Source organism: Paraburkholderia terrae (assembly GCF_002902925.1).
In the GTDB taxonomy this organism is placed as follows: Bacteria; Pseudomonadota; Gammaproteobacteria; order Burkholderiales; family Burkholderiaceae; genus Paraburkholderia; species Paraburkholderia terrae.
In genome coordinates this window covers 328,381-346,145 of record NZ_CP026113.1, presented here as the reverse complement: position 1 = coordinate 346,145, position 17,765 = coordinate 328,381, and the positions used below count along the sequence as shown (strand labels likewise).

General features: G+C 60.8%; 19 protein-coding genes. 14 read left to right on the top strand and 5 right to left on the bottom strand.

The window, feature by feature from the left end:
- Positions 1-187: 187 nt before the first annotated feature.
- Positions 188-619, bottom strand: a complete 432-nt coding sequence (locus C2L65_RS31305) for an Lrp/AsnC family transcriptional regulator (protein ID WP_042306744.1) — start codon at positions 617-619, stop codon at positions 188-190.
- 218 nt (positions 620-837) lie between these two features.
- On the opposite strand from C2L65_RS31305, the gene C2L65_RS31300 reads away from it, so the two are divergent.
- Together C2L65_RS31300 and ctlX are read left to right on the top strand one after the other, a co-directional pair.
- Positions 838-1,899 carry an ornithine cyclodeaminase gene (locus C2L65_RS31300; protein ID WP_042306742.1) on the top strand — a complete coding sequence of 354 codons (1,062 nt, stop codon included), beginning with the start codon at positions 838-840 and terminating at the stop codon, positions 1,897-1,899.
- Between the two features lie 42 nt (positions 1,900-1,941).
- Entirely contained in the window at positions 1,942-2,883 is a 942-nt protein-coding gene (ctlX, locus tag C2L65_RS31295; protein ID WP_042306740.1) for a citrulline utilization hydrolase CtlX, read from the top strand.
- Positions 2,884-2,932: 49 nt separating this feature from the next.
- Here the strand turns inward: ctlX and C2L65_RS31290 are convergent, their stop codons facing one another.
- The gene (locus C2L65_RS31290; protein ID WP_081920865.1) at positions 2,933-3,805 is read right to left on the bottom strand and encodes a LysR family transcriptional regulator; all 873 of its coding nucleotides are present in this window, start codon (positions 3,803-3,805) and stop codon (positions 2,933-2,935) included.
- A 206-nt stretch (positions 3,806-4,011) separates the two neighbouring features.
- Between C2L65_RS31290 and C2L65_RS31285 the strand changes: the two genes are divergently transcribed.
- The 5 genes from C2L65_RS31285 (at position 4,012) to C2L65_RS31265 (ending at position 7,722) form a co-directional block, all read left to right on the top strand.
- The gene (locus C2L65_RS31285) at positions 4,012-5,085 is read left to right on the top strand and encodes an alkene reductase (RefSeq protein ID WP_042306736.1); all 1,074 of its coding nucleotides are present in this window, start codon (positions 4,012-4,014) and stop codon (positions 5,083-5,085) included.
- 262 nt (positions 5,086-5,347) lie between these two features.
- Positions 5,348-6,076, top strand: coding sequence for a sigma-70 family RNA polymerase sigma factor (locus tag C2L65_RS31280; RefSeq protein ID WP_233446684.1), 729 nt, complete (start codon positions 5,348-5,350; stop codon positions 6,074-6,076).
- Positions 6,073-6,789: an anti-sigma factor gene (locus C2L65_RS31275; protein WP_042306732.1), complete on the top strand. Its 717-nt coding sequence runs from the start codon at positions 6,073-6,075 to the stop codon at positions 6,787-6,789. Before C2L65_RS31280 ends, C2L65_RS31275 begins: the two co-directional genes overlap by 4 nt.
- 114 nt (positions 6,790-6,903) lie before the next feature.
- A complete protein-coding gene (locus C2L65_RS31270) occupies positions 6,904-7,167 on the top strand; it encodes a PepSY domain-containing protein (protein ID WP_042306730.1) in 264 nt (87 codons plus the stop codon).
- Between the two features lie 15 nt (positions 7,168-7,182).
- Positions 7,183-7,722, top strand: a complete 540-nt coding sequence (locus tag C2L65_RS31265; RefSeq protein ID WP_042306728.1) for a cytochrome b/b6 domain-containing protein — start codon at positions 7,183-7,185, stop codon at positions 7,720-7,722.
- Here C2L65_RS31265 and C2L65_RS31260 read toward each other — a convergent pair.
- Positions 7,719-8,894 carry a porin gene (locus C2L65_RS31260; protein WP_042306727.1) on the bottom strand — a complete coding sequence of 392 codons (1,176 nt, stop codon included), beginning with the start codon at positions 8,892-8,894 and terminating at the stop codon, positions 7,719-7,721. The two genes, C2L65_RS31265 and C2L65_RS31260, sit on opposite strands and share 4 nt — an antisense overlap.
- Before the next feature lie 273 nt (positions 8,895-9,167).
- Here C2L65_RS31260 and C2L65_RS31255 point away from each other — a divergent pair, with 273 nt between their 5' ends.
- Complete coding sequence (locus C2L65_RS31255; protein WP_042306796.1) at positions 9,168-9,785, top strand: dihydrofolate reductase family protein; 618 nt, start codon at positions 9,168-9,170, stop codon at positions 9,783-9,785.
- A gap of 109 nt (positions 9,786-9,894) precedes the next feature.
- Here the strand turns inward: C2L65_RS31255 and C2L65_RS31250 are convergent, their stop codons facing one another.
- Positions 9,895-10,857: a GlxA family transcriptional regulator gene (locus C2L65_RS31250; protein WP_042306724.1), complete on the bottom strand. Its 963-nt coding sequence runs from the start codon at positions 10,855-10,857 to the stop codon at positions 9,895-9,897.
- A 190-nt stretch (positions 10,858-11,047) separates the two neighbouring features.
- Here C2L65_RS31250 and C2L65_RS31245 point away from each other — a divergent pair, with 190 nt between their 5' ends.
- Genes C2L65_RS31245 through C2L65_RS31235 form a run of 3 tightly spaced genes read left to right on the top strand, consistent with a single transcriptional unit; the run spans position 11,048 to position 13,157 of the window.
- A complete protein-coding gene (locus C2L65_RS31245; RefSeq protein WP_042306722.1) occupies positions 11,048-12,238 on the top strand; it encodes an MFS transporter in 1,191 nt (396 codons plus the stop codon).
- Positions 12,239-12,283: 45 nt separating this feature from the next.
- Complete coding sequence (locus C2L65_RS31240; RefSeq protein WP_042306720.1) at positions 12,284-12,709, top strand: cupin domain-containing protein; 426 nt, start codon at positions 12,284-12,286, stop codon at positions 12,707-12,709.
- Position 12,710: 1 nt separating this feature from the next.
- Complete coding sequence (locus C2L65_RS31235; protein ID WP_042306719.1) at positions 12,711-13,157, top strand: carboxymuconolactone decarboxylase family protein; 447 nt, start codon at positions 12,711-12,713, stop codon at positions 13,155-13,157.
- Between the two features lie 44 nt (positions 13,158-13,201).
- On the opposite strand, the gene C2L65_RS31230 is transcribed toward C2L65_RS31235, so the two are convergent.
- Positions 13,202-14,242: a LacI family DNA-binding transcriptional regulator gene (locus tag C2L65_RS31230; protein WP_042306794.1), complete on the bottom strand. Its 1,041-nt coding sequence runs from the start codon at positions 14,240-14,242 to the stop codon at positions 13,202-13,204.
- 116 nt (positions 14,243-14,358) lie between these two features.
- Here C2L65_RS31230 and C2L65_RS31225 point away from each other — a divergent pair, with 116 nt between their 5' ends.
- From C2L65_RS31225 to C2L65_RS31215, 3 genes are read left to right on the top strand one after another with little or no spacing between them, the layout of a single operon-like run.
- Entirely contained in the window at positions 14,359-15,378 is a 1,020-nt protein-coding gene (locus C2L65_RS31225; protein ID WP_042306716.1) for a Gfo/Idh/MocA family protein, read from the top strand.
- A gap of 19 nt (positions 15,379-15,397) precedes the next feature.
- Positions 15,398-16,990, top strand: coding sequence for an acyl CoA:acetate/3-ketoacid CoA transferase (locus C2L65_RS31220; RefSeq protein ID WP_042306715.1), 1,593 nt, complete (start codon positions 15,398-15,400; stop codon positions 16,988-16,990).
- Positions 16,983-17,765, top strand: a complete 783-nt coding sequence (locus C2L65_RS31215; RefSeq protein ID WP_042306712.1) for an enoyl-CoA hydratase/isomerase family protein — start codon at positions 16,983-16,985, stop codon at positions 17,763-17,765. Before C2L65_RS31220 ends, C2L65_RS31215 begins: the two co-directional genes overlap by 8 nt.

The following is a 17,765-nucleotide window of genomic DNA, read 5'->3' as shown; positions in this document are numbered from 1 at the left end:
AAAGGGCGTTGTTCTAAAGTGGCCCGACGCAGTTCATGGACGTGCGACAGCGAAACAGACGGTACGCATCCTTAAGGTTCGTCACAGGATTTTTAGCTTGCTGCTTTATTGCTGTTCAACGAAAGAAGCCCAATCCGCCGACGAGACAACCGCTCAGAAAAATACATACGGTCTTCTTTGCTTCACATCAGGCCTTGTGAGTAGACAACAAAATGCTGGTCTCGGTGTTCGCAATCCCATCGATCATGCGAATCGCCCCCAGCACGCGATCGAAATTCTCCAGCGAATCGGCATGCAGTTCGGCGATCAGATCCCAGCGCCCGTTAGTGCTGTGAATCGTCGCTACGTTCGGATGCCCGCGTAACACCTTGATCACTTCGGCGGCGCGATTGCCATGCACGGCAATCGACATCAGCGCACGGATCCGATGCTTCTCCGCCGCCTGCTTGAGACGCACCGTATAGCCCACGATCACGCCATTCTTTTCCAGCCGGGCCAGCCGGTTTTGTACCGTTGCGCGCGCGACTCTTAGCTCCTTCGCGAGCGTGACGACAGAGGCGCGAGCGTCGTCGCGCAACAGGGCGATGAGCTGGCGATCGACGTCGTCGAGATTGATCATGTCAGTACCTTTGGTGCGATGAGCGGGCTTCGAGCATAAGGCTGCTACGCCATGTGCAATACCTGCAATTGAACAGAATGCCAGCCCAATCTATCAGAATGCCGAAAACATAAGCAATTTTGGCAAGTTTGCCATCTTTCTGTTGGCTTCACGGGCGGAAATAATGTCTCTATCGGGCGGCGTGTCCAGGCCGCAAGACCATCACCGGAGACAACACCATGACCCGCTTCCTCGATGTTCCCGCCACCAGCCGCCTCGTTGCGAGCGTCGGCGTGCCGCGCTTTATCGACGAACTCGTCAGCACCTTGCGTGCCGACTTTCTTCGCTGGGCGGAATTCGACAAATCGCCGCGCGTCGCGTGCCATTCGCGCGACGGCGTGATCGAGTTGATGCCCGTCGCCGATGCGAAGCTGTTCGCCTTCAAGTACGTCAACGGCCACCCCGTCAATGCGCAACGCGGCATTCACACGGTGATGGCATTCGGTGCGCTCGCCGATGTCGATACGGGTTACCCTTTGCTGCTTGCCGAACTCACGCTGACCACCGCGCTGCGCACGGCGGCGACCTCGGTGCTCGCGGCCAAAGCGCTCGCGCGTCCCGACTCGAAAAAGATGGCGCTGATCGGCAACGGTGCGCAAAGCGAATTCCAGGCGATCGCCTTTCACACGCAACTCGGCATCGACGAAATCCGCGTGTTCGACGTCGATTCGCACGCAACCGACAAGCTCGTTCGTAATCTGTCCGCCTGGCCTGCGCTGCGGGTCGTGCGCGCAGCATCGACGGCCGAGGCCGTGCGCGGCGCCGATATCGTCACGACCGTGACCGCCGACAAGGCGTACGCGACGATTCTCATGCCGGACATGATCGAGCCCGGCATGCATCTGAACGCGGTGGGCGGCGATTGCCCCGGCAAGACCGAACTGCATGCCGACGTGCTGTGCATGGGCCGCGTGGTGGTCGAGTACGAACCGCAAACGCGTATCGAAGGCGATATCCAGCAGATGCCCGCCGACTTTCCCGTCGTAGAACTCTGGCGCGTGCTGAAGGGCGAAGCCGCAGGCCGGGAACACGCATCGCAGGTCACGATCTTCGATTCCGTCGGCTTCGCGCTCGAAGACTATTCCGCGCTGCGCTACCTGTACGCGCTCGCGATGCAGCACGCCGCTGGCACAGAGATTTCTCTGATTCCTCCCGCCGCAGATCCGAAGAACCTCTTTGCATTGATCGGCACCCAGAACGCGCCTGCGCCGCAGCATGCCGAGATCGAACTGGCGCATTGAATCACCTTCGTTTCTTTGCTCAACTGTCTTCTGCGTGCATACATGAACCGCTTGTCGATACAGGCCCCGTCGGCCGTCGTAATGGTACGGCCGCATCGCTTCACACCCAATCCCGAAACCGCTGGCGACAACGCCTTTCAACGCGCGCCCGCCGGGCATGACGATACCGATGCGCACGCTCTGGCCGACGCGGCGCGCGACGAAGTGACGGCTGCCGCGCAACGCCTGTCCGACGCGGGCGTCCGCGTGCATCTGTTCGATGATCCTGGGGACAACAGCACGCCCGACTCCGTCTTCCCCAACAACTGGTTTTCGACGCATCCGGGCGGCCATGTAGCGCTATATCCGATGTACAGCCGCAACCGCCGACGCGAGCGACGCGCGGATGTGATCGAGATGCTCAAGGCGGAGTATCGGGTGCAGGACGTGGTCGACTATTCGGGCCTCGAACACGACGATATTTTTCTGGAAGGCACGGGCGCGATGGTGCTCGATCACGTGACGCGCATCGCGTACACGGCGCGTTCACGGCGCGCGGACCCCGTCGCGCTCGAACGCTTCTGCACGCATTTCAACTTCGAGCCGATGTGCTTCGATACGGCCGATTCCCATGGGCAACCGGTCTATCACACGAACGTGATGATGAGCGTCGCGACGGACTTCGCGCTCGTTGGCTTCGACGTGATCCGCGATACAACCCGGCGCGAGCACATTCATCGGCGGCTCGCGGAAACGGGACGCACGGTGATCGCGCTCGACAATGAGCAGCTTGGTCATTTCGCTGGCAACGCGCTGGAACTGACGGGCCGCGACGGCCGCGTGCTCGCGCTCTCGCGGCGTGCGCTCGGCTGTCTCACACAGCGGCAGCGCAGGCTGATCGAGCGGTCCGCACAGCTGTTGCCGCTCGAGGTGCCGACTATCGAACTGGCGGGTGGCTCCGTGCGTTGCATGCTCGCCGGTATTCACCTGGCGCGTCGTGGCTGAAGTTCGCTTAAAAGCCGGCACCTTTCGAACGAGTCTTCGATCACCCGGCTTACCGACCCAACCGCTCCCGAAGAAATCCGATGAAGTGCTGTGTTTTCGCGGGCAACAGACGGGTTTCCGTGATTGCATAGACTGGCGTGGCGGTGCCTTCCCATTCGGGCATGATGTGGCGCAGCTTCCCGCCGGCCAGTTCATCTGCGACGATTTCTTCGGGTAGCAGCACGATGCCCATATCGAGCGTCGCCAGCCGCCGGATCATGCCGACGCTGTTGAGCGTACATCGCCCTCCCACAGGCACCGTGACGCTCCGTCTTCCGTTGTTCAATGTCCATGCCCCTGCTCTCAGGATGCCAAGGCACTCGTGTCGCTCCAGATCGACGGGCTTGCGCGGCTCGCCAGCCTGTTTGAGATAACCCGTCGATGCGTATAGCCTGGGCCGAAGCGACGCCAACGGCCGCGCGATGAGCCGCGAATCCGCAGGCTCGCCCATGCGAATCGCTACGTCGAAGGGTTCGCTGACCAGATCGACTTGCCGTGGCGTCAAGTCGAAGTCGAAGGTGATGCCGGGGTAGAGCCGGGCGAATTCGGCGATCAATGGCGCGAGGTACGTCACGGCGAAGTCGACTGGCAACGACGCGCGAAGCACGCCGCTGGGGTTCGCAAGCATGTCGCCGAGTTGCTCGTGTGCGAGGCGTGCTTCGTCGACGATACGTTTGCAGCGCTCGAAATAGAGCTGCCCGGCTTCCGTCAGCTCGATCCTGCGTGTGGTCCGGTGCAGAAGACGCAATCCGATCGCCTTTTCCAGCGTCGCGATGCGCCTGGACAACGTCGAGTTCGGCATATCCAGCACCTGCGCCGCGTGACGAAAGCCTTTGGCTTTGACGACCTCGACGAACAGCGCCATGTCATTGAGTAGCTCCACTTCCACTGCTCCATCAATGGATCAATGTTCTGCAAATTACCATATTTATCCCGAGGATGAAGCGGGCGATGATCTCTACTCATGACGAGTGCATTGCCCGGTTCATGGCTGCGCCGGCAGCGCTCCTCGTTCGAACGGACATGCAAGTCGCGCGTAAGTGACCTGCAGTCAGCCGTCTTTCATTCAAGACAATCAAGGATTACGTGATGAACTCATTGTTCGATTCCGTCCGCGTCGGTCGACACGTGCTGCGCAACCGCCTGGTCATGGCGCCGATGACACGTTCGCGCGCGCAGTTCGACGGAACGCCGGGCGAACTGGCCGCCGAGTATTACGCCCAGCGCGCAGACATCGGGCTGATCGTCACCGAGGGCACCCAGCCTTCGGACGATGGACAGGGGTACCTGACTACGCCCGGCATCTATACGGATGCACATGTCGCTGGCTGGAAAAAGGTGACGTCGGCCGTCCATGCAAAAGGCGGACATCTCTTCATCCAGCTCATGCATGCCGGGCGCATGTCGCATCCCGACAATACGCCGCATCATCGTCAGGGCGTCGCGCCTTCCGCGATCTCGCCGGGCACGGGTATGTTCACGCCCACGGGCATGCAGGAGATACCCGTACCGCGCGCGCTGAGCACGAACGAAATCCGTCAGACCGTCCAGGATTTCCGTCACGCCGCGCGCCGTGCGATCGAGGCCGGCGCCGATGGCGTCGAAATCCATGGCGCGAACGCTTATCTGGTTCAGCAGTTCTTCGCGCCGAGTGCAAATATGCGTACCGACGACTACGGCGGCTCGATTGAAAATCGCGCCCGCTTTGCGATCGAAGTCGCCACGGCGATCGCCAGTGAAATCGGCGCGGAGCGCACGGCCATCCGACTGTCGCCCGGAACGACGATGTGGGGCATCGACGAAGGCGCCGAGGGCCCGGATCTGTACCGCTTCCTGGTTGCCGAACTCGACAAGCTGGGGTTGGCTTACGTTCACATCATGCATCAGGGCAACGAGGTGTTGCTCTCCGACATCCGCAAGTTATGGACGCGGGCTCTCATCGTGAACCGGCCCGGCCGTCCGCTTGAACGGGTCGGGAGCGATCGGGCTTCAGGGCTGGCCGATCTGGAGTCATACGGCCAGATGGTGTTGGCGAATCCCGATTTCGTTGCACGGTTGACGGCTAATTCAACAATGAATGAAGCGAACCGGACGACGTTCTTCGGTGGGGACGCGCGCGGGTACACGGATTATCCGCACTTGCACGAGCCTGCCGGTGCCTGAAGTTACCCGCTGTGTCGAAGCCGTCGAACGCTGACGGGTCAGTCACTTCGGCCGTCGTCAGGATATTGCTTCGTCGGCGGCCTGTCCAACACGCGCTACGGCACGGTAACGTTTGGCGCTTCGGTGCGAAGGTGCTGGATGCACGCGGGTTGACTGACTGAAGCGCCATGCGTCGGTGCAACCAGACGGCGCTTTTCCGGTAATGCCTTCCCGCTTTGCATCCGCGACACGTCGAACAACGTAAAAAGGGAATTGAATCCGCGTGTACGACCGTCCAGGAGATCCGATGCCCTCGCGACCATTACCCGGCGTCGGGCTACTGGATGCGCATCGCGCTGATACACTACATGCACGAAGGCGTACCGTGTACAGCCAGCCCGGGTGGAACATGTCATCAAGGCAACCGAAGGAAATGCGTGACGCGACGCGTACGCCCACGTCTTCGGACACCGCCGGGCGCGACGATCTGGATCGCATGCTATCGGCTGTTGCGTTGCGTGACCGTGCTGCGTTTGAAACGCTCTATCGTCGTACATCGCCAAAGATATTCGCCATTTGCATCAAGGTGCTGCGTGACCGGTCCGAAGCCGAGGACACGCTTCAGGACGTGTACGTCACGGCCTGGAACCAGGCGGCCACGTTCAATCCACAGTTATCCAGCGCTCTCACGTGGCTCGGGACGATCGCGCGCAATCGCGCAATCGATCGCATCAGGCGCCGCCGCACGGTGTCGCTCGACGAAACTACTGTCGAAGAGATCGTCGACGAATCACCCACTCCCGCCGCCCTTGCTCAACTCAGTCAGGAACGCCAGCGGCTCGAGTTGTGCCTGCAAGCTCTCCCTGACATCCAGAGAAACGCGATCAGGGAGGCATTTTTCACGGGTTCGTCGTACGCCGAACTGGCCGCGCGAATGAGTGTTCCGCTGGGCACCATGAAAAGCTGGATCCGCCGCAGTCTGATGCAGCTGAAGACGTGTCTTGAACGATGAATACGCCCGCCTCTTCCGACGAAAAAGACCTTCGCTGCGCGGAGTACGTGCTAGGCGTGCTCAGCGACGAGGAGCGCCGCGAAATCGAGCTCGCGATGCAGCAGGAAGCGGGCATGGCCGAATCGCTCGCGCGTTGGCAAGCGCGCCTGATGCCTTTGAACGAAGACGTGGCGGAGGTAATGCCGCCTTCACACGTATGGGACCGTTTGCAAGCGCAGTTGGGCTGGACACAGACGGGGCGCCGCGCGCGTCTATGGAACAGTCTGTCGTTCTGGCGCTGGACGGGATTGACGTCCGTGGTCGCAGCTTGCGCGCTCGCAGTTGTCCTGACACGCACCGTGTTGCACGAAGCCGAGGCCCCGCCCGCAGGTTCGCAATATCTGGTTGCGACGCTCGAACGGCAAGGTGCGGGCGCAGCCTGGACGGCAACGGTGGATGCGCAACACGCACAGATCGTTGTCGTTCCGCCTCGCGACTTCGCGATTGCCGCCAACCATTCCACGCAGATGTGGATGATTCAGCCCGGCTTGAAACCTGTCTCCCTAGGCGTCATCGATCCGCTGCGCCCGACGATCGTACACGTTGCGCAGGCGCAGCTTCAGCAACTCGGCGCACAGACCACGCTTGCGGTGTCCCTTGAACCGCAAGGGGGATCGCCAACCGGGCAACCCACCGGGCCCGTACTTGCAGCGGGGCGCGTCGAGGGAATCTGAAAGTTCGAACGCGGGTGATACCGGCAGCATTCGCTCAAACCCTACAATAAGCTTGCGAACCAGTCTGGGTGGACGTAGAGTAACCGCTCGACAAACCAGCACATGAGGTGGCGGATGTTCAAGTTCCTGGCGTTATGCGTGGCAATGGGCCTTTCCGGCACGGCGTTCGCTAAAGCCGATTGCCCGGTGTATCCGAAGAGCGAGTGGATGAAGGAATCAGATGCACGCGCGCAGCTCGAAGCGCAAGGCTACAAGATCAAGAAGTTCAAGGTCGACGGCAACTGCTACGAAATTTACGGCCACAACAAAGAGGGCAAGAAGGTCGAGATCTACTACGACACCAAGACGCTTGCCGTCGTGAAGTCCGAGATCGACTGACGCCCGGCGCGCGCGATGCCCGTCAAAACCTGGGACATAGGCGTGCGGTTCACACACTGGACCGTCGCCGGCATCGTCGTGTGGAACCTGTTCGGGCCGACTGACCAGGCGCATCGAGTACTTGGTTATATCGCTGCCGGTCTGGTTGCCTGTCGCTTCGTGTGGGGGTTTATCGGCACGCCCTACGCACGATTCTCCGCCTGGTGGCCGACGCCTGCGCATCTGAAAGACTACGTGTACTCGTTGGCCGCCGGCAAGCCGCTGCATCATCTGTCGCACAATCCGCTCGGCGGCCTGATGGCAATCGCACTCTGGCTGCTGATTCTGGCACTGGCGCTAAGCGGCTGGCTGATGCGCCTCGACGCGTTCTGGGGCGAAGACTGGCCGCATGACCTTCACACGGTTCTCTCGATCGCGCTGCAAGTCTGCGTGTGCGTACACATCTTCGCGGCCATCATCATGAGCATCTGGACACGCGACAATCTGATCGGCTCGATGCTGACCGGCTTCAAACGCGATCCCGCCGACAAGCGCAGGCCGAATGCCCGTCCTTAGAACATCTTGCGAAGACCGACTGCCACGCCCAACTGGTTGGTTCGGCCAATGGTATTGGTCGGCACACCGGCGGAATTGACTCCGCCCGGATAGTCGGCGGCGAAGGCGCCCGTGCCGCGCGCCCAGTCCGTGATCGCGTAGATTTCCGACTGCCTCGAAAAAGAGTATTCGGCGAGAATCGTAGCCGACTGGTTCACCCCCGTACCGAGCGAACCGTCGAGCCGTTCAGCATTGCGCGCGTGTCCGTAGTAGTAGGCGAACGTGAACAGCAGTGGCGCAGTGGCTTTCCAGTTCGCGCCGACGTAAAAGGTATCGTCGATGCGGTTGGGGCTGGCACCCTTCAAGGTCGGCGAGCCAGCTTGCTGCATGTTGACGTCGGTCAAACCCGTCTGGTCCTGGCCGTGAAGCCAGCCGGCCAGCAGACGGACATCGTGCGTGACCTGCCACGCGCCGCTGATATGCAGGAAGTTCGTCTTGCCACCATTGATTGCACTGCCGACACTGGTGCCGACCGCGGAACCCGTCGCAGAGGTTGGTACCGAAACCTGCTGGAAGCCTGCGTTGAGCATGGCTGGTCCATATGTGTACGTCAGTTCCACGGCGTAGATGGCGCCGAGACCGAGCGCGCCTGGCTGATTGCCGAAACCATAAAGCGCATCGATGGCCAGGTTATAGAACGTGCCTTTGTACTTGACCGCGTTGTTGATTTCCAGGTAATTGCCGATGCCGTTATAGGGCCAACTGTTTTGCCAATAGTTGCCGACGGTCAACGGGTCGAAGATATCGCCCAGGGTGTCATAAGCGGGCGCGTATTGCCTGCCAAAAGTGAGTGCGCCCCACTGCTCGTTCGACAGGCCCACGTAAGCCTGTCGACTGAACAATGTGCCGGGAACGTGTAGTGTCCCATTGAAGGCTTCGAAGCCGTTTTCGAGGTGGAAGACTGCGGACCATCCGCCTCCAAGATCCTCGCTGCCCTTCAAGCCCCACCGGCTGTGGGTTTCCGGACCCGAGGTCATGGCGACCTGGTCGTCGCCGCCCGGGCCTGCGTTCGTCTGATAGCGGATGGCTTCATCGACGATGCCGTATAGCGTGACCGAGCTTTGTGCGAAAGCCAGCGGAGTCGCGGCAGCGAAAAGTGCGCCAATGGCACTGGAGATAACGATCTTTTTCATCAGCGATCCACAGTAATTAGTGAGCCAGCTGGATCAATTTCGTGAACAGGAGCATAGCCCGTCAATTCGTTGCAGCAAAGCGAACTGCCAAAGAGGTGTTGTTTATTTGCCGTGTTGCACGGATGCGTGTGAATGGTCTGGCGATTGATTATGTCGAAGCGGCGCTACCTCTTATTGCTGATGCAAGAGAGCTTTCTTTGGAAATCGTTTTGAGTGGTTGTCGATCGACATGCGATTCGTTCGTCGTATATACAGATCGACCTGGAGAACATCATGCGAAAGCTCGTTGTTTCCGTTTTCATCAGTCTGGATGGCGTAGTGCAAGCGCCTGGCGGGCCGGACGAAGATCGCAGCGGCGATTTCCGCCTCGGCGGCTGGATAGTTCCCTATGCCGACGAAGCCATTGGCCAGAACTTGCAGGATCTGCTCTCGCAGCCGTTCGAGTTGCTACTGGGCCGTCGCACCTACGACATATTCGCGTCGTACTGGCCACATGTACCAGCCGATTCTCACAGCCGCGCCATCGCCGACCTGTTCAACAGCGTACCCAAACATGTCGCCACGCATCAGTCCGGCGCGCTCGACTGGCAGAACAGTCATACGCTGAAGGGCGACCTTGCCGACGCGATACGCGCACTTAAACGTCAGGACGGCGCCAATCTGTTGACGTTCGGCAGCGGCGACATGCTGCGCCAACTGCTTGCTGTCGGCCTGGTGGATGAGCTTCGGCTTGTGATATACCCCATCATGCTTGGGCGCGGCAAGCGCCTGTTCGGCGACAACGCACTAGCGTCTGCCTTCACTCTGGCGCACTCGATCAGCACGCCTGGCGGTGTGTTGATTACCCGCTATTTGCGCAATGGCGAGGTGCGTACAGGAACATTCGACTAAGTCGAGTAACCCTGCATATAGCGCGAGCGGTTTTGGATACCCATCAAGACATGGTCGGTTTTTCGCGGTGCTGGGACTAGCGCGTATCGCGCGCGGGCCGGTGCGCGATTCAATGTGGTGCGTTTCCAGTCGGCCCACGGCTTTCCCTGCTGAAGCGACGGACCGCCTGCGGCGGTTGCCCGAGAGTCCGCAGGAACGCCCGCCTCATCCGCTCGCGATCCGAGAAGCCGACTTCGTCCGCGATCACATCCAGAGATAAACGCCCCTTTTCCAACAATAGCCTCGCGGCTTCCACACGCAAATGTTCGACCGCCTTGGCAGGGGATTGCCCCGTTTCAGCAGTGAATGCCCTGCTGAACTGACGCGGACTCAGGCCCGCGACATCGGCTAATTCCTCGACGGTCAACACATTGCGCAGATTGGCGTTCGCATGGTCGATCGCCTTCTGTATCCGGTCGGATTTGGGCTCGAGGTCGAGCAACGTGGAGAACTGCGATTGCCCGCCCGCGCGGCGATGATAGACCACGAGCTTGCGGGCGACGGCGCGTGACACGTCCTGGCCATGATCCTTCTCGATCATCGCGAGTGCCATGTCGATCGTGGCTGTCATGCCCGCCGACGTCCAGATCGGTCCGTCGACGATGAAGATCTGATCTTCTTCGACGGCAATGGAGGGAAAGCGGCGCTGCAGATCGTGTGCGAAGCGCCAATGTGTCGTCGCTCGACGGCCATCGAGCACCCCGGCCCCGGCCAGGATAAACGCGCCTGTGCAGGGTGCCGCGATGCGTCTCGACGTTTTCAAGGCGCGCCTGACGAACGCAGTCAATTCGGCGGAGACTATGTCAATCTCGACACCAGAGCCAAACATGACGGTGTCGAAGGCGGCGTCGCTGAAGGGCTGCGTTTCGACACGAATACCTGCCGAGGACACGACGAGTCCGCCCTCTTCAGACAGGAGCGTCACTTCGTATGACGGCTCTCCGAGGACGACGTTCGCCAGCTCGAACGCGGTCACTGCCGCGAAGCCCATCAGATAGAAATTCGGGAATACAACGAAGCCGATCGTGTGCATAGCTTGCCCGCGTCATGTCCTGAATCGCTTGTATATATGACATTTGAGACACGGTCAACGGCGATTATTCTCTACCCATACCCGTTGCGGCGCAAAAAACGGCCGGGCCGATGCCGCGATTGAGCGCCGTTCAGATCGCGACGCGCAACTTCGGGCTGAACCTCAAACCGCTTATCGCAAGAACCTTCGTATGGATCGTCGACTACTGATACTGGCCCTGGGCATGTTCGCCATGGGCACCGACAACTTCGTCGTCGCCGGCATTCTTCCCGGCGTCGCTGCGTCGCTGCACACATCCGTCAGCCTCGCGGGGCTGATGGTCACCTTTTACGCATTGACCTACGCGGTGGCTGCTCCCGTCATGGCGGCTCTGGCGGGCGGCTGGCCGCGCAAGCTCTTGCTGGTTTCCGCACTCGGCATTTTCGTCGCCGGCAACATGCTCAGCGCCGTGGCCGTGGACTTGCATTGGGTTTTGTTCAGCCGCGCGCTGTCGGGGTTCGGTGCCGCTCTGTTCTCGCCGACTGCCTTGGGCGTTGCGTCCGCGCTTGCACCGCCCGAGAAACGCGGCCGTGCGTTAGCTGCCGTAACGGCGGGTTTGACCGGGGCGACAGCACTCGGCTCGCCGATCGGCACGTTTATCGGTGGATACGGCAGTTGGAGAACGACGCTCTGGTTCGTCACGCTGCTCGGGATGGTGGCGATGATCGGCGTCTGGACGATGCTGCCATCCGTTCCCCGCCCTGCCCCCGTCAGGTTGCGAGAACGTCTTGCACCCGTCCGCGATGTGCGGATCGCGCTCACCCTGCTCACTTCGTTGTTCGCCTTCGGCGGGTTCCTGATGGTCTACACGTATGCGGGCGTGGTGCTGCAGCGTGTCACGCACGGCAACGAACGGATTCTTGCCGGGATGTTCTTGCTGTGGGGCGTGGCGGCGACGGCAGGGAACCTGCTGGCCGGTCGTCTCGTCGACCGGTTCGAGAGCCGCAACATTATCAACGCGATGCTTTGGGTTGCCATCATCAATTTTTGCGCGTTGCCGTGGACATCCGCACATGCATTCAGCGCCGCTGTGGCGCTCGCGATCTGGGGCATATGCGGATGGGGGCTAATCGTCCCGCAACAACATCGGCTGGTGCATCTCAAGCCGGGCGTGGCGCCGCTGCTGCTGGCCCTCAACAATACTGCGACCTACATCGGGCTCGCCTGCTCCGGCGTGCTTGGCGGCGCCGTGCTGCAGTCGATCGGCGGGCAGTACCTCAGCCTCGTGGCGGCTGCGTTGATTGCGATCGCGTTCCTGCTTGCGGAAGCCGCGCATCGTTGCATGCAGAGACCGTCCACACAGGAACGTGCGACGATCAATCGCGAGACCGAACCTGTCTGAATGATGATCCATTTCTAGTTTACAAATCAGTGATCCGAAATATTTATGAGTATACGATCCTTCATTGGCACAGCCTGCGCCGCTATTACTATCGCTTCCTGCTTGCCGGCTTCCGCTCAAGACACTGGGGAAACAGTCACGCCGAATTTCAGCCGGGCCATACCGAACGTCCCCGGCAAGTCGCTCGTCGCTGTCGTCGTCGACTATGCGCCGGGGGGCGCTTCTCCGCCGCACGTACACGCCCCATCGGCGTTTATCTACGGCTACGTCGTCTCGGGCGCGATCGAGTCGCAAGTGAACGATACGCCTGCACGCGTTTATCGCGCAGGCGAGAGCTTCTATGAACTGCCCGGCGCTCGTCATCGCATCAGCCGCAATGGCAGCAAGACACAGCCGGCAAAGCTGCTCGCCGTGTTCATCGTCGATAGTGACGATCACACCTTGACCACACCCGTTAAACATGGAAAGTGAGATGAAACGTCTCGACTACACCCAGATCGCACCCGCAGGAATCAAGGCCCTTGGAGGCGTGTATGGATACGTCACGCAAAGCGCCCTCTCGCCAATACTGGTCGATCTCGTCTACCTGCGAGTTTCTCAAATCAATAACTGCGCGTATTGCCTGGATATGCACACGCGCGATCTGCTCAAAAGAGGCCAGAAGGTCGAGAAGCTCGCACTGGTGCAGGCATGGGCGGAAGCCGGCACGCTATTCGATGAGCGGGAGCGTGCGGCCCTGGCGTGGGCAGAAACCGTGACGCGCGTGGCGGACACAGGCGTTCCCGATGATGCATACCAGGCCGCGCGCAAGGTATTCGACGAGCGAGAAATCGTGGATCTGACGATCGCGATAGGTTTGATGAACGCGTATAACCGGATGGCAATCAGCTTCCGGAATCCACCGCAAGCCGCGCTGTAATATCGGCAATACAGGAAAGTGCGGCGATGATTCGCGGACCGCTGTTACGCCGCACCGGCGCGAGATGCCCCCGCACCGATACTCGATTCCCTGACAACGAGTTCAGGCACTGCAAAGTATTGCACTGGCGGCTTTTCGTCTTCAGAGCTTTCGCTCAGTCGTGCCAGCAGTGTCTCGCTAGCAATGGTGCCGAGCTTATCCGCGCCGGCGAACAGCGTCGTCAAAGGCGGATTGGTGTGCTCGGCCGCGACGACATTGTCACAACCCACGACCGCCAGAGCCTTGCCCGCGCGCTTGCCCATTCTGTCGAGTTCGTGCAGCACGCCGATTGCCACCTGATCGTTGTAGCAAACCACCGCCGTGGGCCGCGGCTTCATGTCGAAGATCGCGCGGACCGCATTGCGCCCACCCTCCGGCGTCAAAGGGACATCGATGATCCAGTCGTCTTCAACAGGCAGTGAGTGCTCCGCCATCGCCGACAAATAGCCCTGCCTGCGTTGATTGGCGACTGCATAGCCCTTCCGGTTGCCAGCGAAAGCGATGCGCGTATGTCCCTGCCCGATCAGATGCTCGGTAGCTAACGCAAATCCGTAGCTGTTGTCGACGCCGATGGTATCGACGTCGGGCCCCATCGGACGCATGACGAGCACAAGTGGAATTCCCCACGACTGAATTTCGGCGGCCAACGCATCCGGCGTCCCAAGTGCGGGAGACATGATCAGGCCAGCGACATTCTGCTCGCGCATGGATCGCAGAACCCTCGTCTGCGTTTCGAGACTTTCGGCAGTGTGGGCCATCAGCGTCGTATATCCGGCTTGAGCCAGCACCCGCTCGATCGCCACCAGCAATTCGACGAAAAACGGATTGGTCAGGTCGTTGATCACCATGCCGATCGTCGTGCTGCGCCTTCCGCGCAGGATGGCCGCCCCGCGGTTGTAGACGTAGCCGAGCGCGCGAGCCGCCTCGCGGACCTTGTCGGCCGTTTCGGCCTTGATACGCGGACTTTCCTGCAAGACGAGCGACACCGTCGATTTCGATACGCCAGCCGCAGCGGCAATGTCCTGAATGGTCGGTCCAGATTTCATGTTGCTTTGCACAATTGGAACGTTCCAAAAAGTGTTTGACATCGTGAAATCAGTCTACTACAGTTTGTTGGAACGATCCAACGAACGCTAATTGGAACGTTCCAATGGAGAGAGACATGACAGAAAGAATCCGCTGGGCGCTGATCGGCGCCAGCACCATCGCCAACGAATGGATGGTCAACGCAATCCGCTCGCAGCCGGACGGTGAGATCGCCACCGTAGTGAGCGGCAGCGCGGAGCGCGCACGCGAGTTTGCTGAAAAGCACGCCATCCCTTCACACTCGGCAGACCTCGATGCCGTACTCGCCGACCCGTCTATCACGGCTGTCTACATCAGCAGCACCAACGAGAAACACCTGCCGCAAGTGCTCGCGGCGGCAAAAGCCGGCAAGCACGTGCTGTGCGAAAAGCCCCTCGCGCTGGCAGAAGACGAAGCGGCGCAAATGATCGAAGCGTGCGCCTCACACGGCGTGATGCTCGGCACGAACCATCACCTGCGTTGCGCGGCGACGCACCGGAAGATGCGCGAACTCATTCGCGCCGGCGCGGTCGGTACGCCCCTCTTCGTACGCGTCTTCCATGCGGTGTCGCTGCCGCCGCATCTGCGCGGCTGGCGTATCGAGCGGCCCGATGCGGGCGGCGGCGTGATTCTCGACATCTCCGTTCACGACATCGACACGCTGCGTTTCCTGCTCGACGACGAACCCGTCGAAGTCAGCGCCATGACGTCGTCGGGAACGATGTCGACGACGGGACTCGCGGACGGCGTGATGGCGATCGTGCGCTTCAAAAACGGCGTGCTCGCGCAACTCCACGATGCGTTCACCGTGCCGTACGCGCCCACGGGGCTCGAGATTCACGGGACGGCGGGTTCGCTCTTCGCGAAGGACGTGATGACGCAGCGCCCGGTCGGCGAGATCACGCTGCGCTCGGCAGAAGGAACGCGAGACATCGAAGTCGAACATCGCGACCTGTATTGCACGGCCGTCGCGCAATTCCATCGCTCGATTACGCAAGAGCAGCAGCCTGCCGCGACGGGTGTCGATGGTTATCGCTCGCTCGTCGCTGCGCTGTCGCTCGTGAAGTCCGCCGAAGCAGGCGGCCACGTGACGGTGCCATCCCGTTTCGCTGAATAAAAGTTCGAGGAGATTGACTGTGCGTTCCAGCAAGGTTGTTTCATTGGCCCACGCGGCGAGCCTGATCAATGATGACGATGTCGTCACCGTCAGTTCGTCGAGCGGTCTGGGTTGTCCCGATGCAATGCTCGCCGCTATCGGCGCCCGCTTCGAGGCGGAAGATCATCCGCGCAACCTGACGATGCTGCACCCGATCGCCGCTGGCGATATGTACGGCATCAAGGGCATCGATCACATCGCGAAGAAAGGGCTGATTCATACGGTCATCGCCGGGTCGTTTCCGAGCGGTCCGTCAAACCTGCCGATGCCCGACATCTGGCATCTCATCACCGATAACGACATCCGCGCGTACAACCTGCCGAGCGGCGTGCTGTTCGACATGCATCGCGAGGTCGCGGCGAAACGTCCCGGCGTGCTGACCAAGGTCGGCCTCGATACGTATGTCGATCCCGACCGCCAGGGCGGCGCGATGAACGCGCAGGCCGCCGAACATCCTATCGTCGAAAAGGTCACGTTCGCGGGCGACGAGTGGCTGCACTACAAAAACTTTGTGCCGCGCGTCGCAATCGTGCGTGCAACGACAGCCGATGAACGCGGCAATCTATCGTTCGAACATGAAGGCGCGCTACTGGGCGGACGCGATCAGGCGCTGGCCGTACGCAATAACGGCGGCATCGTCATCGCGCAAGTGAAGCGTGTCGTGAAGGCCGGGTCGCTGCATACGCAGCAGGTACACATTCCGTGCAATCTCGTCGATTACGTGGTCGTTGACGCCGAGCAGAAGCAGACGACGCAGATCGAATACGACCCAGAAATCAGCGGTGAAATCAAACTGCCCGAAAGCGCATTCGCGTTCGCCGAATGGCACGCGGACAAGGTCATCGCACGGCGTGCGGCACTGGAACTCGCGCAGAACGACGCGGTGAATCTGGGCTTCGGCATCTCCGCCAACGTGCCGCGCGTTCTGCTCGAAGAAGGCTACCGCGACGACGTCACGTGGGTCATCGAACAAGGCGCTGTCGGCGGCGTGCCCTTGCTCGGTTTCGCCTTCGGATGCTCGGGCAATGCCGACGCCATCATGCCTTCGCCTTCGCAATTCGTGTACTTCCAGGGCGGCGGCTTCGATGTATCGCTGCTGTCGTTCCTGCAAGTAGACCGCTTCGGCAACGTGAACGTGTCGAAGCTGCCGAGCAAACCGTATCTCACTGCCGGATGCGGCGGCTTCATCGACATCACGACGCACGCGAAGCGCGTGGTCTTCAGTGGCTATTTCACGGCGGGCGCAAAGATCGAAGTCGGCGATGGACGTCTGAAGATCGTCAAGGAAGGCAAGAAGAAGTTCATCGCCGATGTGGACCACGTGACCTTCAGCGGACGCGTGGGACGACAGCGTAATCAGCAAGCGTTGTATGTCACGGAACGCTGCGTGATCCAACTCGGCGACAAGGGCCTCGAAGTGATCGAGATCGCGCCCGGCATCGACCTGCAAAAGGATGTGCTCGATCAGTGCGATATCGAGTTGGCCGTCTCCCCTGCCCTGAAGACGATGGATGCGTCGATCTTTACGGATGCGCCATTCGGTCTGAAGTTGAAGGAGGCGCGTCATGGCTGACCAGCAACTGATCCAGATCGAGAAGACGAACGCCGTTGCTATCGTCACGCTCAATCGGCCGGACAAGCTCAACGCGCTGACACCGGAAATGCTCGATCAACTCGAAGCCGCAGCGGCACAGCTTGAATCTGATGCTAGCGTGCGCGCCGTCGTGCTGACAGGCGCGGGTGAACGCGCCTTCTGTGTCGGCGCCGACATCAACCAGTGGTCGGCACTCGCGCCGCTCGACATGTGGCGCGTATGGGTCTCACGCGGTCATCGCATTTTCGACCGCTGGGCGGCGTTGCGTCTGCCCGTCGTCGCGGCGATCAACGGCCCCGCATTCGGCGGCGGCCTCGAACTGGCCGCGGTCGCCGATGTGCGCGTCGCGGACCCGGCTGCCACGTTCGCACTGCCCGAAGCGAGTATCGCGACCTGCCCCGGCTGGTCCGGCACGCAACGGCTGGTGTCGCTGATTGGTCCGAGCCATGTGAAATCGCTTGCGCTCACTGCGAAGCGGATCGACGCGCAACGCGCGTACGGCATCGGCCTGATCGATGAAATCTCAGCGCCGAAAGAGTCGGTTGCGGCCGCTATCGCGATCGCTGAAAAGATCGCGACGCTCGCACCCGTCTCCGTGCAACTGACCAAGCAACTGATCAACGCCGCCTCGGGATTCGGGAGCGGCGCAACCCTGGAAGCCATGGCTGGCGCGCTGTCCGCATCGACGCACGACGCCCGCGAAGGCATGGCCAGTTTCCGCGAACGGCGCCCGGCGCAATACGAGGGTCAATGA

What these genes read in the sequence shown, in the direction of transcription:
- C2L65_RS31245 (WP_042306722.1), top strand. Translation starts at nt 11,048, where the DNA reads ATGGATCGTCGACTACTGATACTGGCCCTGGGCATGTTCGCCATGGGC.
- C2L65_RS31265 (WP_042306728.1), top strand. Translation starts at nt 7,183, where the DNA reads ATGCCCGTCAAAACCTGGGACATAGGCGTGCGGTTCACACACTGGACC.
- C2L65_RS31225 (WP_042306716.1), top strand. Translation starts at nt 14,359, where the DNA reads ATGACAGAAAGAATCCGCTGGGCGCTGATCGGCGCCAGCACCATCGCC.
- C2L65_RS31240 (WP_042306720.1), top strand. Translation starts at nt 12,284, where the DNA reads ATGAGTATACGATCCTTCATTGGCACAGCCTGCGCCGCTATTACTATC.
- C2L65_RS31305 (WP_042306744.1), bottom strand. Translation starts at nt 619, where the DNA reads ATGATCAATCTCGACGACGTCGATCGCCAGCTCATCGCCCTGTTGCGC.
- C2L65_RS31255 (WP_042306796.1), top strand. Translation starts at nt 9,168, where the DNA reads ATGCGAAAGCTCGTTGTTTCCGTTTTCATCAGTCTGGATGGCGTAGTG.
- C2L65_RS31230 (WP_042306794.1), bottom strand. Translation starts at nt 14,242, where the DNA reads ATGAAATCTGGACCGACCATTCAGGACATTGCCGCTGCGGCTGGCGTA.
- C2L65_RS31215 (WP_042306712.1), top strand. Translation starts at nt 16,983, where the DNA reads ATGGCTGACCAGCAACTGATCCAGATCGAGAAGACGAACGCCGTTGCT.
- C2L65_RS31285 (WP_042306736.1), top strand. Translation starts at nt 4,012, where the DNA reads ATGAACTCATTGTTCGATTCCGTCCGCGTCGGTCGACACGTGCTGCGC.
- C2L65_RS31275 (WP_042306732.1), top strand. Translation starts at nt 6,073, where the DNA reads ATGAATACGCCCGCCTCTTCCGACGAAAAAGACCTTCGCTGCGCGGAG.
- C2L65_RS31260 (WP_042306727.1), bottom strand. Translation starts at nt 8,894, where the DNA reads ATGAAAAAGATCGTTATCTCCAGTGCCATTGGCGCACTTTTCGCTGCC.
- C2L65_RS31300 (WP_042306742.1), top strand. Translation starts at nt 838, where the DNA reads ATGACCCGCTTCCTCGATGTTCCCGCCACCAGCCGCCTCGTTGCGAGC.
- C2L65_RS31250 (WP_042306724.1), bottom strand. Translation starts at nt 10,857, where the DNA reads ATGCACACGATCGGCTTCGTTGTATTCCCGAATTTCTATCTGATGGGC.
- C2L65_RS31270 (WP_042306730.1), top strand. Translation starts at nt 6,904, where the DNA reads ATGTTCAAGTTCCTGGCGTTATGCGTGGCAATGGGCCTTTCCGGCACG.
- ctlX (WP_042306740.1), top strand. Translation starts at nt 1,942, where the DNA reads ATGAACCGCTTGTCGATACAGGCCCCGTCGGCCGTCGTAATGGTACGG.
- C2L65_RS31235 (WP_042306719.1), top strand. Translation starts at nt 12,711, where the DNA reads ATGAAACGTCTCGACTACACCCAGATCGCACCCGCAGGAATCAAGGCC.